A 14,397-nucleotide genomic window follows, 5' to 3' on the forward strand; every position below is an offset into this window, starting at 1 on the left:
TTGGCGGGTTTTGCCGGTGCGACAGGGGGCTAAAGTTTCGCCCAATTTATGATCTGGAGCAGTTTGGCAAAGGGGTCTGCTTGTGTATGCTCCGTCCACGTTTCGGGCGCACGCCCTCCTTATAAGAACAAGAACGTTGCCCATGACCCTCAGCGCCGAACTGTCGGGCCCCTCTGTGGAACCCCGGGTTATCCGCAAGCACTATGCCGTCGAAATGGCGGTGGAGCGCACGCGCCTGCTGTATCAGGGCTCCTTGTTGCCCACCCTTTTCATGTTGATCAATGGTCTGGTCTGCGCCGGTTTGCTCTGGAGCCCGCAGCGCTATTTCGTGGTCAGCGTCTGGCTGGTGTGGTTGCTGTCGCTGGTGGCGTTGCGGGTGATTCAGGTCGCGGCGTTCGATTCGGCGATCCCTAACCGTCAGGCCCAGCCGATCTGGTTCCGAATGTTCCTGATCGGTTCGACGATGACCGGCCTGACTCTGGCCGGCGCCGGCATCGCTTTGGTGCCTGCCGACAACTTCATGCAACAGGCCTGGGTGTTTGGCCTGATCGGCGCCGCGACGCTGTCGGCCAGCGTTGCTTATGCGGTAAGCCTGCCGGCATTTCTGTCGTTTACCTTGCCGTGTCTGCTGCCGGCGATCGGTTTTCTGTTTTGGGGCGGCGATGAACTGGCGCGAGGCTGGGGCTGGCTCGGGCTGATCCTGCTGGGTTCGTTGAGCGTGGTGGCGTGGCAGGTCAATCGGCTGATTGATCGCGGCTTGGTGCGGCGCTTTCAGAACCAGCGCCTGATCGAACACCTGCAACAGACGCAGATGCGCAGCGAGCAGCTTAATCATGAACTGGCGACAGAAATCGACCATCGCCGCTGCGCCGAGGGCAAGTTGCGCGAAGCGCAGGTCGAGCTGGAGGACCGTGTCGCCCAGCGCAGCCGCGAACTCGACGCGGCCAATCAGGCCCTGAGCAAAAGCGAAGCGCGTCTCGCGCTGGCATTGAAGGCCAGTGAGCTGGGGCTGTGGGACTGGAATCTGCAAAGCGACGAGGTCCACCACACGCAGATTCAGGAATTGTTCGGCCTTGCTCCGGAATACGTCACGGCTATTTTGCGCGACCTCAAGCCGCGCCTGCATCCGGAAGACGTGCCGCCGCTCAAGCATGCACTGGTCGAACATTTGAAGGGGCGTACCGAGGATTATCAGATCGAGTATCGCGTGCGTCATGGCGACGGCCACTGGGTGTGGATCGAAGACCGTGGTCGCGCCGTGGAGCGCAGCGACAGCGGGCGAGTAATCCGGATGGTCGGCACGCGGCGCGACATCAGTGCCAGCAAAAGCCTTGAAGAGCAGCAGCGACTGGCGGCGACGGTCTTTGAAGCGGCCAGCGAAGGCATCGTGATTCTCGACCCGAACTACGCGTTGATCGCGATCAATCAGGCCTTCAGTCGGGTCACCGGTTATGACATCGACGACATGCTCGGGCGCAACGTCGTCGAATTGCCGTGCAGCCGTGATGCCCGTCGTCATTACGTGGCGATCCGTCACGCGCTGGAACAGCACGGCAGTTGGCAGGGCGAACTGGTGGAGACCCGCAAGAATGGCGAGTTGTACCCGCAGTGGCTGCAACTGAATGCGGTGCGCGACAGTCGGGGAAATGTCAGTCATATCGTTGGCTTCTTCTCCGATCTCTCCGCGCGACGCGAATCCGAAGAGCGCATGCGTTACCTGACGCACTACGACGAACTCACCGGGCTGGCCAATCGTTCGCTGTTCCGCGAGCGCCTGCACGAAGCGCATCAACGGGTCCGGCAGGGCGGGCGGCGCAGTCTGGCGCTGCTGCACATCAATCTGGACCGCTTCAAGTTACTCAACGACAGCCTCGGTCATGAAGTCGCTGACCAGTTGCTGCAGAAAATGGCCCGTCGGCTGATTAATGCCTTGCCGGAAGCCGACACCATTGCGCGCCTGTCCGGTGATGAATTTGCGGTGCTGTTCGATGCCTACGGCAACCTGTCGAGCCTGGCCCGTGTCGCCACGCGACTGTCGACCAAGCTGCGTCTGCCGCTGACGGTCGATGGGCATGAACTGGTGGTCAGCGCGTCGATGGGCATCAGCATGTTGCCGGACAATGCGCGGGAGATTTCTGCGCTGGTCAGTCAGTCGAACATGGCCATGCAACATGCCAAACATCTGGGCGGTAACAACTTCCAGTTCTACACCGAGAGCCTGCAGGCCAGCACGCTTGAGCGTTTGCAGCTGGAAAACCAGCTGCGCAAAGCCATCGACGAGCAGCAGTTGAAGGTGTTCTATCAGCCGAAGCTGTGCCTGCAAACGGGGCGCCTGAATGCGGCAGAGGCGCTGGTGCGCTGGGATCATCCGACGATGGGCCGGGTGCCGCCGGGGGATTTCATCGGGCTGGCCGAGGAGACCGGTCTGATCGGGCCGATCGGCGAATTCGTGTTGCGTCAGGCCTGTTGGCAGGCATGCGAGTGGCAGCGTCAGGGGCTCGCGCCGATTCGTGTCTCGGTGAATCTGTCGGTGCATCAGCTGCGGCAGGGCAAACTGGTCAGCCTGGTGCGTCAGGTGCTCGAAGAAACCGGGCTGGCGCCGCACTACCTTGAACTGGAGCTGACCGAAAGCCAATTGCTCGACAGCGTTGAGCACATCATCGCGACCTTCCAGCAACTGCGCGATCTGGGGGTGAAACTGGCCATCGATGATTTCGGCACCGGCTATTCGTCGCTGAGTTATCTCAAGCGCATTCCGGTGGATTACGTGAAGATCGATCAGGCGTTCATTCGTGGTCTGGGCGAGGGCAGTGAAGATGCGGCGATTACCCGGGCGATCATTGCCATGGCCCATGGCTTGTCGCTGAAGGTGGTGGCCGAAGGGGTCGAGCGGCAGGAACAGCTGGATTTTTTACGCGCCGAGCGTTGCGATGAAGTACAGGGCTATCTGATCAGCCGACCGGTGGAAGCTGCCGGGCTGGCCGGGCTTTTGCGCGAACAGGAAAACCCGCATTAAGGGCTACATGGATGCCATCGCGCCTGATATGGGGGCATCGAGTTACGCATTGAGCAGGCAAAAAGCCGATTCATGTAGTATAACTACAAGCTTGCTACATCCCCGACCATAAGAAGAGTCCAGCCCCTTGAATCTGCTGCAACACATCGCCCAGTCACGTCACCTGTTACGCAAGTCGGAGCTCAAGGTCGCCGACCACGTGCTGCTTGACCCTGCGGCCGTGATGCACAGTTCCATGGCCGACCTGGCCCACAGCGTCGGTATCAGTGAACCGACCATCGTGCGCTTCTGTCGCGCCATCGGTTGTTCCGGTTTTCAGGATCTGAAACTCAAGCTTGCGCAAAGCCTGGCGGCGGGTGCCAGCTTCGGCCAGTTCGCGATCCATGAAGACGACTCGGTCGCCGATTACAGCCTGAAGATTTTCGACACCACGTTGCACACCCTGATGGAGGTTCGCGAGAAGCTCGATCCGGTGGAGTTGCAGCGTGCGGTGACGTTGATGTCGCAGGCGCAGCGTGTCGAGTTCTACGGCTTCGGTGCTTCAGGCGCGGTGGCGGCGGATGCCCAGCACAAGTTCTTCCGCTTGCTGCTGACCGCAGCGGCGTATTCCGACCCGCACATGCAGGCGATGTCGGCAGTGACGTTGAAGCCGACCGACGTGGCGATCTGCATTTCCCAGTCCGGGCGCTCGAAGGATCTGCTGATCACAGCCAACCTCGTTCGCGAGAGCGGGGCGTCGCTGATCACGTTGTGCCCGAGCCAGACGCCGTTGGCGGAGTTGTCCACCGTCAACCTGGCGATCGATGTGCACGAAGACACTGAAATCTACACGCCGCTGACCTCGCGTATCGCCCACCTGGTGGTGATCGACGTGCTGGCGATGGGCGTGGCCATGGCGCGCGGGCCGAGCCTGGTCAACCACCTCAAGAGCGTGAAGCGCAGTCTGCGCAGCTTGCGGTTGTCACCGAAGGCCGTGAAAGCGCTGGATGACTGATGACTGACGTCATCGCAAGGTCGTTCCGACCTTAATCGCGGGCAAGCCCGCTCCCACAGTGGCAGGTGATGTTCACAAATATTGTGTTCGACATAAAACCCTGTGGGAGCGGGCTTGCTCGCGATGGCGTTCGCAAAAACACCGCAAATTTCATTGGACTGTCATCCCCCGGCAGCCAAACCGTCATCCCTTCCGCCTATCGTGAAACTCCCGTAAACGCCTTGGGAGACTCGAAATGGCTCAGCCTTACGAAGAACGCAACAGCGCCGCGAAAACCCGTCGTCAGCAGGAAGACCAGCGCCGCATGGAGTTTCGCCGCGCTATCGAAGATCGCTTCGAACTTCGTCAGCTTCAAGCCGAAATCGGCGACTTTCCCGAAATCAATCATTGGCAGGCAGCGCCCGCAGCTTCCCGTCGAAGCGCTCAACCAGCGCGCTGATCTGCACACGTTCGCTGCGGATAAACGCCAGGAAGGCGTGCGCCACCGGTGACAGGCGTTTGGCCTTGGCTTGCACCAGGCACCAGCTACGGAATAGCGGCAGCTCCTCGACCGGCAGTTCCACCAGACCGCCGGTCGCCAGCTCCAGGTTCAGGGCGTGGCGCGTCAACAGCGCCAGGCCCAGACCCGCCAACACGCATTCGCGCTGGGCTTCGGCTGAAGCGACCTCCTGGGTCTGAGTGAAGTGCACGCGCTTTTCCTTGAAATACTCCTCACACGCCAATCGCGTACCCGAGCCGGGTTCACGGATCAGCAGCGTATACGGTTCAAGGTCTTGCAAACGCAGCGGGCCCATGTGTGCCAGCGGATGGTCCGGACGCGCTACGGCAACAATTGGATTATTGAGAAACGGCAGAAACTCCAGGCCCATGTCCTGCGGCACCATCGACATGATCACCAGGTCGTCGCGGTTGTCGGACAGGCGTCGGATCACCTGGCCACGGTTGACCACGGTCAGTTGCAGATTGACTTCCGGATGCTGGCGCTTGAACGCTGCAAACAGGTGAGGCACGAAATACTTGGCGCTGGATTCCACCGCCAGTTTCAGTTGCCCTTGCAGCGAGCCCTGCATGTCGGACAGCTGCATATCGAGGTTTTCCAAGCGTCCGAAAATGTCCCGACTGGCACGCTGAAGTGCTTCTGCGGCTTCGGTCATGTAGAGTTTTTTGCCGACATAATCGAATAATGGCTGCCCGATCAGCTCTTCAAGCTGACGAATCTGTAGGCTGACAGCCGGTTGTGTGAGCGACATTTCCTCCGCTGCGCGGCTGTAAGAACGCAAATCGCACACTTCGTTGAAGATCTGCAATTGACGCAATGTCATACGCATCAAGGACTTACGCATTTTCTACAGACTCTGAACACGGGAGGATGCGCTGACTATAAGTCTTTACTTATGCATGACCCAATTTTTATTCATTTTTGTTAATCCCTCATGAGCGCTAGTGTGGACCTGCGACTAAATTGAAACATTTGGTCACGCGTCGACCTGGGTCTAGCAGGTCGTGGTGCCACCGGCTCAAGGGAACCTCCAAGTGATAACAAAGATCCTGATCGCCAACCGTGGTGAGATTGCCGTACGAATCGTGCGAGCCTGCGCCGAAATGGGCATTCGCTCGGTTGCGATTTTTTCCGACGCCGACCGTCATGCGTTGCATGTGAAGCGTGCGGATGAGGCCCACAGCATCGGTGCCGAGCCACTGGCCGGTTACCTGAACCCGCGCAAGCTGGTGAACCTGGCGGTTGAAACCGGCTGCGATGCACTGCACCCCGGTTACGGTTTCCTGTCGGAAAACGCCGAGCTGGCAGACATCTGCGCCGAGCGCGGCATCAAATTCATTGGCCCGTCGGCAGAAGTCATTCGCCGCATGGGCGACAAGACCGAAGCGCGCCGCAGCATGATCAAGGCGGGCGTACCGGTCACGCCGGGCACCGAAGGCAACGTTGCCGACATCGAAGAAGCCTTGGCCGAAGGCGACCGTATCGGTTACCCGGTGATGCTCAAGGCCACTTCCGGTGGTGGCGGTCGCGGTATCCGTCGCTGCAACAGCCGGGAAGAACTCGAACAGAATTTCCCCCGCGTCATTTCCGAAGCGACCAAGGCTTTCGGTTCGGCGGAAGTGTTCCTCGAAAAATGCATCGTCAATCCCAAGCACATCGAAGCGCAGATTCTCGGCGACAGCTTCGGCAATGTCGTGCACCTGTTCGAGCGTGACTGCTCGATCCAGCGGCGCAACCAGAAGCTCATCGAAATCGCCCCGAGCCCGCAACTGACTCCGGAACAGCGCGCCTACATCGGCGACCTCTCGGTGCGTGCGGCCAAGGCTGTCGGCTACGAGAACGCCGGCACCGTGGAGTTCTTGCTCGCCGAGGGCGAGGTGTATTTCATGGAGATGAACACCCGGGTGCAGGTGGAACACACCATTACCGAAGAAATCACCGGGATCGACATCGTCCGCGAACAGATCCGCATCGCCTCCGGCCTGCCGCTGTCGGTGAAGCAGGAAGACATTCAGCACCGTGGTTTCGCATTGCAGTTCCGCATCAACGCCGAAGACCCGAAGAACAACTTCCTGCCGAGCTTCGGCAAGATCACCCGTTACTACGCCCCCGGCGGTCCGGGCGTGCGCACCGACACAGCGATCTACACCGGCTACACCATCCCGCCGTTCTACGACTCGATGTGCCTGAAACTGGTGGTCTGGGCACTGACCTGGGAAGAGGCGATGGACCGTGGCCTGCGCGCCCTCGACGACATGCGTCTGCAGGGTGTGAAGACCACCGCCGCGTATTACCAGGAAATCCTGCGCAACCCGGAATTCCGTAGCGGCCAGTTCAATACCAGCTTCGTTGAAAGCCACCCTGAACTGACCAACTACTCGATCAAGCGCAAACCCGAAGAGCTGGCCCTGGCCATCGCCGCCGCCATCGCCGCCCACGCAGGCCTGTGAGGAATACAACAATGTCCAAGAAGATCTTTGTCACCGATACCATCCTGCGCGACGCTCACCAATCGCTGCTCGCCACCCGCATGCGCACCGAAGACATGCTGCCGATCTGCGACAAGCTCGACAAAGTCGGCTACTGGTCGCTGGAATGCTGGGGCGGCGCGACGTTCGATGCCTGCGTACGCTTTTTGAAAGAAGACCCGTGGGAGCGTCTGCGCCAACTGCGTGCGGCGCTGCCTAACACCCGCCTGCAAATGCTCCTGCGCGGGCAGAACCTGCTCGGCTACCGCCACTACAGCGATGACGTGGTCAAAGCCTTCGTCGCCAAGGCTGCGGTCAACGGCATCGACGTGTTCCGTATCTTCGACGCGATGAACGACGTGCGTAACCTGCGCGTGGCCATCGAAGCGGTGAAAGCTGCTGGCAAACATGCCCAAGGCACCATCGCTTACACCACCAGCCCGGTGCACACCATCGACGCTTTTGTGGCTCAAGCCAAACAGATGGAAGCCATGGGTTGCGATTCGGTGGCGATCAAGGACATGGCCGGTCTGCTGACCCCGTACGCCACCGGCGAACTGGTGCGTGCGTTGAAAGCCGAGCAGTCGCTGCCGGTGTTCATCCACTCCCACGACACCGCTGGCCTGGCCACCATGTGCCAACTGAAGGCCATCGAAAACGGCGCCGACCACATCGATACCGCGATCTCCAGCTTCGCCTCCGGTACCAGCCACCCGGGCACCGAGTCGATGGTCGCGGCCCTTAAAGGCACCGAGTACGACACCGGCCTCAATCTGGAACTGCTGCAGGAAATCGGCCTGTACTTCTACGCCGTGCGCAAGAAGTACCACCAGTTCGAAAGCGAGTTCACCGCCGTCGACACCCGAGTGCAAGTCAACCAGGTTCCGGGCGGGATGATCTCCAACCTCGCCAACCAGTTGAAAGAGCAGGGCGCACTCAACCGCATGGGCGAAGTGCTGGCGGAAATCCCGCGTGTGCGTGAAGACCTTGGCTTCCCGCCGCTGGTGACGCCGACTTCGCAGATTGTCGGCACCCAGGCGTTCTTCAACGTGCTGGCCGGCGAGCGTTACAAGACCATCACCAACGAAGTGAAGCTGTATCTGCAGGGCGGCTATGGCAAGGCGCCGGGCGTGGTCAACGAGAAGCTGCGTCGTCAGGCGATCGGCAGCGAAGAAGTCATCGACGTGCGCCCGGCCGATCTGCTCAAGCCGGAAATGACCAAGCTGCGAGCCGACATCGGCGCTCTGGCCAAGTCGGAAGAAGACGTGCTGACGTTTGCCATGTTCCCGGACATCGGCCGCAAGTTCCTCGAAGAGCGTGCCGCTGGCACCCTCGTGCCGGAAGTGCTGCTGCCGATTCCTGAGGCTGGCGCAGTGGCGTCGGCGGGTGGCGAAGGTGTTCCGACCGAGTTCGTCATCGACGTCCACGGTGAAACCTACCGCGTCGACATCACCGGTGTTGGTGTGAAGGCCGAAGGCAAGCGTCACTTCTACCTGTCCATCGATGGCATGCCGGAAGAAGTGGTGTTCGAACCGCTCAACGAATTTGTAAGCGGTGGCAGCAGCAAGCGTAAACAGGCGTCCGCGCCGGGCCACGTCAGCACCACCATGCCGGGCAACATCGTTGATGTGCTGGTCAAGGAGGGCGACACCGTCAAGGCTGGCCAGGCTGTACTGATCACCGAAGCGATGAAGATGGAAACCGAAGTCCAGGCCGCCATTGCCGGCAAGGTCACGGCCATCCACGTCGCTAAAGGCGACCGGGTGAATCCGGGCGAAATCCTGATCGAGATCGAAGGCTGAGATAACAGCCGCGATCCAACGCTTTAAACCTCGGGGGAGCATGTGCTCCCCTTTTTTTGCCTGGGTTTTTACCCTGCAGGAGCTGCCGCCGGCTGCGATCTTTTGATCTTGTTTTTGAGAATCAAAAGATCGCAGCCTGCGGCAGCTCCTACATAAAGCGTGTCAGAACGCCATTCGCCACTGGCCCATCACACTGTGAGTACGACTTTCCGTGCCGAAGTCAGCGGTGACACCCAGCCCTACGGTGTGATTTGCAGACAGGCCGAAGTCGAGGCCTGCATCGACGCCCAGGCTGTTGCGATCCAGCGCCGCACCGGCCACTTCGAAACGCTTGCCACCCTTGACCAATTGCTGCCGTGTATCGATGTCGATCTCGCCGAAGGTGTGTTTCCAACCGGCACTGAGTCGCGGCGTCAGACTCATGCCGTTGTCCAGGCGAGTGATTTTCGCCGTGCGCAAACCGAAGGTGCTGCTGAGATTGTCGCGGGTTTGCCCAAAGACTTTCAGTGCCGCATCCCCACCTTTTTCGCTGTAACTGTCGCGTTGATAGCGCTGATAGCCGAGGCTGGCGAAGGGCTCCAGCGTCACGTTGTTACGACCGAGATTGAAGCCCAGTTCGGCAAAGGCTTGCTGGGTGTTCGCGTCGTAGTCGCCCTTGAGGCGGTCGCTGAAACCTTTGAACGCCACCCGACGTTTGCTGCTGCCGTCGTGGCTGGCATAGGTAGCCCCCAAACGCAGTGCCAACGGTCCGCTCTGACGTACGGCGTAAGCACCGAGGTGCCAACTGTCGAGGTCGCCGTCGTACTGGCGGGCATCGAGTCGGGTCTGCGATTTGCCGCCCAGCAGGCCGACATGCCATTGCTCATCAAGCCGCCAGTCAGCGCCCATGACCAGACCTTGGGTAGCATGTTTCAGAGTGCTGTCGAACTCGCGATCGACCTTGCCGCCATGGCCGAGTGCCTGTATCCAGACGCGACCGGAATCTAAACCGCCCGCCGCCTGGCGAGGTGAGTTGCCCGAGCCATGAGCGGGGCCGGTGCGGTTATCGAGTTGGCGCATGGCTGAGAGCATGCTGGTGCTCACGGGTGTGATACTACTCAGCGTGGCTTTGGCGAGGTTGGCGTTGCTGCCGGCGGCGAGTTGTTCGAGGGCGATAGCGGCTGTTTTGCTGTCGCTGGCCAGTATTGCGGCGACGGCCGTGTTGGCGGGTTTTTGCGGGGCTGAGGCTGGCGCTTCGACAGCTTCGCTGACCGGCGCAGTCACGAACTCATCCTGTATGGGTACTGAAGCTGACGTCGCAGCAGGAGCAGTCAATGAAGTGGAAGCGGTTGCTGTTGAAGCTGAATCCGAATCTGGTAGGGGAGTTGATGCCGTCAGCGGTGTCGACGGCGCGGGAGACGATGGCACCTGAGGCTCGACGATGCTGCCAGCAACCGCACGACCGCTGTCTGTAGTGGCGACGCTTTTCAGCGGTACATCATTGCGGGCGAAAGTCAGCCCAACGGATTTTTTGTTGTATTGAGGTGTGGCCGTCATAAAAGCCAGATCGTTCACGATCGTGCCGAACTCACCGTCAACCTTGGCGGCTTCGATGATTTTGTACGGACTGGTTGCTGGATACTCACCGGGAACAGCAACGACTTTCAGAGTGGCGCCACCAAGCTCGGCAGTGCCGTCGACTTTGATCGTTTGGCCACGACCTTCAGGCGTGACCTCATAGGCCAGCTCGGCTGTAGGGGACAGGCTCAGGTCGCCTTTGACCCGGGGGCTGCCATGCAATCCGTTGACTGTGAGCAGGCCGTTAACGTGCAGGTGTCTTACCGTCCCCTTACCCGCAAAACTGCCGCCCGTCTCGACATGTACATCGCCTTTGATGCTTCCCTTGTTGAAAAGCTTGCCGACGCTGATAGCACCACCCTCGATGCTGCCAAGGTTGGTCAGTGTGCCGTCGCGATCTACCAACACGCCTTCCGTGAAGTCTCCCTTGCTGCTCAGTGTCCAGTCTCCACGCAGGAGATGCAGTCCATTGAAATTATGGGTGTCTTTGATCGTTCCGCCATCAGCGGCGTTGAGTACCAGGTAGTTTTCTCCCCCGTCACCGTCCAGGCGGCCACTGAAGCTGGCACCGTCTTTGAGAACGATGAAATCGTTGAGAGTAGTGCCCTGGAAAGTACTTTCGGGCGAGTCGAAGGAGATTGGAACGGTGTTTATATGAGTGGAAAAATCTTTGAGCTTTTGAAGAGCCGCTTCATATGGCGTGCTTTCCGGCAGCTCCGGGACTTCCATGATTGGAGGTGAGTCAGTCACTTGCGAAGGTAGCTGAGCGCTCGCAAGCTCTACGCCGCCAAGCGCCAGCGCAATGGCCAAAGCCAAGTGTTTTGGTTTGTATCGGTGTTGAACGGGCATCAAGTTAGGCCTCTTTTGACAGGAGACCAAACTCTATTGATGCGCCAGAAAATCCGATGTCGGCTACTTCCTGTGGCCTTGCAGGCGACGTCGGATCGTTTTGTAGAAAATCGCCACGGTGGTACGAACCGGTATTTTTACTCGGCTGCACCGATCCCTTTTCCTACAAGCAACACGGACCCCGCCGGCTATTCAAATCAAAAACTCATCTGCCACTGCCCAATCAACCCATGATTGCGACTGTTGCTGCCAATCTCGCCGCTGTACCCCACGCCCAGCGTATGCCGTGACGAAATACCCACATCCAGCCCCGCTTCCAGCACCAGACTGTCGCGATCCAGTGAGCTGCCATCAACGCTGAACGCCGTGCCACCGACCACAAACGCCTGGCGCGTCGAATTGCTGACGTCGCCGTACGTGTGCTTCCAGCCGGCGGCCATGCGCGGTGTCACGCTCATGCCATTGTCCAGACTGCTCAGGTGCGCCAGACGCAAGCCGAAGGTGCTGCTGAAGTTGTCCTGGGTCTGGCTGTCGACTTGCAGTGCCGCAGCGCCACCCTTTTCCCGATAGCTGTCGCGGTGGTAGCGCTGGTAGCCGAGGTTGGCGAAAGGTTCGGCGCTGAGACGCCCGCTGCCCATGGCATAACCGAGTTCGGCGAAGGCTTGTTGGCTGTTGGCGTCGTAATCGCCTTTCGGACGATCACTGAAACCGTTGAAGGCGATGGTGCGTTTGCTCTCGCCCTGATGGCCGCTGTAGGCCGCGCCGAGACGCACAGACATCGGGCCGTTTTGATGCAATGCATAAACGCCGGCGTGCCAGCTCTCGACGTTGCCATCGACGCCGGTAGCGTCCAGATCGGTTTTCGAATAACCGCCGAGCACGCCCAGTCGCCATTGCGGATTGAGTGACCAGTCGGCACCGAGCACGCTGCCCTTGGTACGTTGTTCCAGGCCGCTGTTGCCGTGTTCGCCGTCGAGCTTGCCGTAGCCGCCGATGGCTTGCAGCCAGAGTCGGCCGCGAGCGTTTGGATCGTTCAGATTGCGGGCGGCGGACGGTACGCCGTTCGCGGCCAACACGGGCGTATCGCGCTGATCGAGGCCGACCATCAACCCCGGGCTGCCGCCCATTTGCTGCATCGCCGAGAGCATGCTGCTACCCACCTGACTGCTGGCGCCGAGGGTGGCGCTGGTCAGGTTGGCATTGCTGGCGCCGGCCAACTGCTCGATTGCAGCACCGGCCGTGCTTTGGGTGGTGTTGAGCAGGGCGTTGTAGAGCGCGTTGTTCTTGCCCATCGAAGCCAGACTGTTGGCGGCATTGCTGCCGTTGCCGGTGGCAGCGAAATCATTGAAAGCCACGTCGTTGCGGGTGTACGTCAGATCAACTTGAGTCGGCGTATAGGCCAGTGTCGGCGTGAGAAACGCGTAGTCGCTGGTGACTTTGCCGAAAGTGCCGTTGACCTGCGCGGCTTGCAGCACGGTGTAATGGCTCTGCCACGGATAGGTGCCGCTGCCGGGATTCACCGCCAGGGTCGCGCCATTGAGATTGGCCGTGCCGCCGATCTGTACCGGCGCGCTGCTGCCGTCGGCATTGACGCCGTAGGCGAGGGTGGCGCTGCTGCCCATGTTCAAGTCATGCACAACCGATACGCGACCGAGGCTTGTGTCGGTACGCAATGTGCCGTTGACGTTGAGGTTGCCCACCGATCCGCCACCGGCATAGACACCGCCGGCATCCACGGTCAGGTTGCCAGCGATACCTCCCTGGTTGATCAGCGTCGCGCCGTTGCGCACTGCACCGCCGTCGCTGAAATCGCCATTGCCGGTCAGCGTCCACGCACCTTGGCTGACTTCCAGCCATTCGAAGTTGCGGCTCTCGCCGAAGCTGCCGCCCGCCGCATCATCCATCACCACCCGGTCATAACCGCTGCCGCCGTCGACGGTGCCGACGAAGCGGCTGCCATTGCGCAAGGTCAGACTGTCGTTGCCGCCACCCAGATCCAGCGCCAGGCCATTGCTGCCGCTGAGGGTGCCGCCGTTGACGACGGCGTCGGCGAACTCGCCGACGAACTTCACGCCGAAACCGTCGAGGCCTTGAATCGTGCCGAAGTTTTCCAGCGTGGTCGCTGCCAACCCGGAACCGCCGCTGCCGTCATCGACCAGAATCGCACTGTTGGCGCCGCTGATCAGCGCGCCGCTGGCGTTGCGAATGTAGCCACCGCCGAGGGCAATGCCTTCGCTGCCATTGGCGAAACCGCCCTTGTCGACACCGCCGGCGCCTACACCTTGAATCGTGCCGTAGTTTTCGATGTGGGCGATCTTGTCGATATCCACACCATCGCCGTCACCGTTCGCCTGCAAGCCCGAATAGGCGCCGGTGATGGTGCCGTGGTTGATCACCGTGCCGTCACCGTCGGAGCCGAAGCCCGAGCCGTTTCTGCCGGTGATCTGCCCATAGTTGACCAGCGTCGCGCCGAGGTCGGTGGTGATGCCGTGACGACCGCCGGAAATCACTCCGTAGTTGGTCACACTGACGCCGCTCGCAGAGTCGATATCGATGCCGTCGAATTTCTCGTCGGCATTGTGCGAGTCGCCCGTGGAGATCTCGCCATAGTTGGTAATCGTCGCGTTGGCGCCGGTCTTCATGCCGTCGCTGGCATCGCCGCGAATCAAGGCGCCTTCGCGGTTGATGATCGTGGTTTTCACGCCGTCGCTGCGCAACGCATCCAGATCCAGCCCTTGGCCGGTGGTCGAACGAATGATGCCGCTGTTATCGATCAACAGGCTGCCGCTGACGAAGTTGCTGTCGATGCGCAGAGCGTCATTGGCGCCGAGAATCTGCCCGCCGCTGCGGTTGTAGATGGCGTAGTTGCGCACCTGGGTCAGGTCGCCACTGCTGTCGATGGCGCGGCCACCGGTGGAGATGATTTTGCCGGCGTTATCGATCACCACACCGGCACCGCTGGTCTTGTCCTTCAGGCTCACGGTCTTGCCGCTGTTGGTGATGCTGCCCGGCGCCGAAATCGTCAACGTGTCGCTGCCACCGAGGGTTTGCGAAGCCGTGGTGGCGGTGTCGATCTGTACGGTTTTAGCGTGAGCGGTGGTTGCCGAGATCAACAGGGCGATGGCGAGCGACAGACGTTGGGGCGAGAACGGCATGAGCGGAAGGCCTTTTTGTTATAAGCGGGCCGTCCTGTATAGCGGTGGGTTTTTACA

The 14,397-nt window shown here is 60.4% G+C and carries 9 protein-coding genes; 6 read left to right on the forward strand and 3 right to left on the reverse strand.

Translation table 11 applies throughout. From position 1 onward, the window contains the following. The first annotated feature begins 142 nt into the window (after nucleotides 1-142). From JFT86_RS06885 to JFT86_RS06895, 3 genes are all read left to right on the forward strand, one after another. Entirely contained in the window at nucleotides 143-3,016 is a 2,874-nt protein-coding gene (locus tag JFT86_RS06885) for a GGDEF domain-containing phosphodiesterase (protein WP_201236241.1), read from the forward strand. Nucleotides 3,017-3,143: 127 nt separating this feature from the next. Further along, complete coding sequence (gene hexR / locus JFT86_RS06890) at nucleotides 3,144-4,010, forward strand: transcriptional regulator HexR (RefSeq protein WP_007962240.1); 867 nt, start codon at nucleotides 3,144-3,146, stop codon at nucleotides 4,008-4,010. 235 nt (nucleotides 4,011-4,245) lie between these two features. Next, entirely contained in the window at nucleotides 4,246-4,449 is a 204-nt protein-coding gene (locus JFT86_RS06895; protein WP_095188667.1) for a hypothetical protein, read from the forward strand. On the opposite strand, the gene JFT86_RS06900 is transcribed toward JFT86_RS06895, so the two are convergent. Continuing rightward, nucleotides 4,391-5,353, reverse strand: a complete 963-nt coding sequence (locus tag JFT86_RS06900; protein ID WP_201236242.1) for a LysR family transcriptional regulator — start codon at nucleotides 5,351-5,353, stop codon at nucleotides 4,391-4,393. The genes JFT86_RS06895 and JFT86_RS06900 overlap by 59 nt on opposite strands. 190 nt (nucleotides 5,354-5,543) lie before the next feature. Between JFT86_RS06900 and JFT86_RS06905 the strand changes: the two genes are divergently transcribed. Both JFT86_RS06905 and oadA read left to right on the forward strand, forming a co-directional pair. Further along, complete coding sequence (locus JFT86_RS06905) at nucleotides 5,544-6,959, forward strand: acetyl-CoA carboxylase biotin carboxylase subunit (protein WP_025112637.1); 1,416 nt, start codon at nucleotides 5,544-5,546, stop codon at nucleotides 6,957-6,959. Nucleotides 6,960-6,970: 11 nt separating this feature from the next. Then, on the forward strand, nucleotides 6,971-8,779 hold the full coding sequence (oadA, locus tag JFT86_RS06910; RefSeq protein ID WP_201236243.1) for a sodium-extruding oxaloacetate decarboxylase subunit alpha: 1,809 nt from the start codon (nucleotides 6,971-6,973) through the stop codon (nucleotides 8,777-8,779). Between the two features lie 162 nt (nucleotides 8,780-8,941). Here the strand turns inward: oadA and JFT86_RS06915 are convergent, their stop codons facing one another. Continuing rightward, complete coding sequence (locus JFT86_RS06915; protein ID WP_242489472.1) at nucleotides 8,942-10,558, reverse strand: autotransporter domain-containing protein; 1,617 nt, start codon at nucleotides 10,556-10,558, stop codon at nucleotides 8,942-8,944. On the opposite strand from JFT86_RS06915, the gene JFT86_RS29205 reads away from it, so the two are divergent. After that, the gene (locus JFT86_RS29205; protein ID WP_242489473.1) at nucleotides 10,553-11,077 is read left to right on the forward strand and encodes a hypothetical protein; all 525 of its coding nucleotides are present in this window, start codon (nucleotides 10,553-10,555) and stop codon (nucleotides 11,075-11,077) included. The two genes, JFT86_RS06915 and JFT86_RS29205, sit on opposite strands and share 6 nt — an antisense overlap. 305 nt (nucleotides 11,078-11,382) lie before the next feature. Here JFT86_RS29205 and JFT86_RS06920 read toward each other — a convergent pair whose 3' ends face one another. Next, a complete protein-coding gene (locus tag JFT86_RS06920) occupies nucleotides 11,383-14,340 on the reverse strand; it encodes an autotransporter outer membrane beta-barrel domain-containing protein (protein WP_201236245.1) in 2,958 nt (985 codons plus the stop codon). Between the last annotated feature and the right edge of the window lie 57 nt (nucleotides 14,341-14,397).

The sequence above is a fragment of the Pseudomonas sp. TH06 genome, from assembly GCF_016651305.1.
GTDB lineage: Bacteria > Pseudomonadota > Gammaproteobacteria > Pseudomonadales > Pseudomonadaceae > Aquipseudomonas.

Bases quoted from the DNA above. Each gene is read 5' to 3' on its own strand.
- JFT86_RS06885 (WP_201236241.1), top strand. From the start codon at position 143: ATGACCCTCAGCGCCGAACTGTCGGGCCCCTCTGTGGAACCCCGGGTT.
- JFT86_RS29205 (WP_242489473.1), top strand. From the start codon at position 10,553: ATGCAATCCGTTGACTGTGAGCAGGCCGTTAACGTGCAGGTGTCTTAC.
- JFT86_RS06895 (WP_095188667.1), top strand. From the start codon at position 4,246: ATGGCTCAGCCTTACGAAGAACGCAACAGCGCCGCGAAAACCCGTCGT.
- JFT86_RS06920 (WP_201236245.1), bottom strand. From the start codon at position 14,340: ATGCCGTTCTCGCCCCAACGTCTGTCGCTCGCCATCGCCCTGTTGATC.
- JFT86_RS06900 (WP_201236242.1), bottom strand. From the start codon at position 5,353: ATGCGTAAGTCCTTGATGCGTATGACATTGCGTCAATTGCAGATCTTC.
- oadA (WP_201236243.1), top strand. From the start codon at position 6,971: ATGTCCAAGAAGATCTTTGTCACCGATACCATCCTGCGCGACGCTCAC.